Raw genomic sequence first — 631 nt, forward strand, 5'->3', positions numbered from 1 at the left:
CCGCGACCTGCCGGCGGACGAGCGCCAGGCCCGCCAGCAGCGGGTGATCAGCGCCGCCGAAGGCTTCGTCGCCGACCCGAGTTCGCTGCACCCACTGAACCCCGCGTGGGACAACCACTTCCTCGACCTGCTGGAGCAGCAGCGCTTCGCCGAGCTGGACGGCCTGGGCAACGCCGAGCTGTCGGCCCTGGCCGGCAAGTCGACCCACGAGGTGAAAACCTGGGTGGCCGCCTTCGCCGCCCTGTCCGCCTTCGGCCCCTACCAGGCCCGCGAGCGCTACTACCGGCCGATCCCCGAGTGGATCGCCGGCTTCGGCTCGCTGTCCGCCCACTCCCTTACCTGACCCGGAGGACCTGCCCATGACCATCGACATCAGCGAAGCCGCCAGCAGCCGCTTCGCCCGCATCCGCGAAGGCGACCTGGACCTGCAGCTGCACTACAACGACCTGGGCGAGGGTGCCGAGACCGTGGTGATGCTCCACGGCTCCGGCCCCGGCGCCAGCGGCTGGGCCAACTTCAGCCGCAACCTCGAACCGCTGCTGGCCGCCGGCTACCGCGTGGTGCTGATGGACTGCCCCGGCTGGAGCCGGAGCGACCCCATCGTCTGCCGCGGCTCGCGCTCGGACCTCAA

1 protein-coding gene and 1 pseudogene are annotated in these 631 nt (G+C 71.5%); both read left to right on the forward strand.

The window, feature by feature from the left end; translation table 11 throughout:
• Positions 1 to 343, forward strand: a pseudogene (gene mhpB, locus DK254_RS05660) (3-carboxyethylcatechol 2,3-dioxygenase); the annotation flags it as partial.
• 16 nt (positions 344 to 359) lie between these two features.
• The coding region (locus tag DK254_RS05665; protein ID WP_158546398.1) for an alpha/beta fold hydrolase at positions 360 to 631 on the forward strand (272 nt) is incomplete at its 3' end.

The organism is Pseudomonas sp. RW407 (assembly GCF_003176655.1).
In the GTDB taxonomy this organism is placed as follows: domain Bacteria; phylum Pseudomonadota; class Gammaproteobacteria; order Pseudomonadales; family Pseudomonadaceae; genus Pseudomonas; species Pseudomonas delhiensis.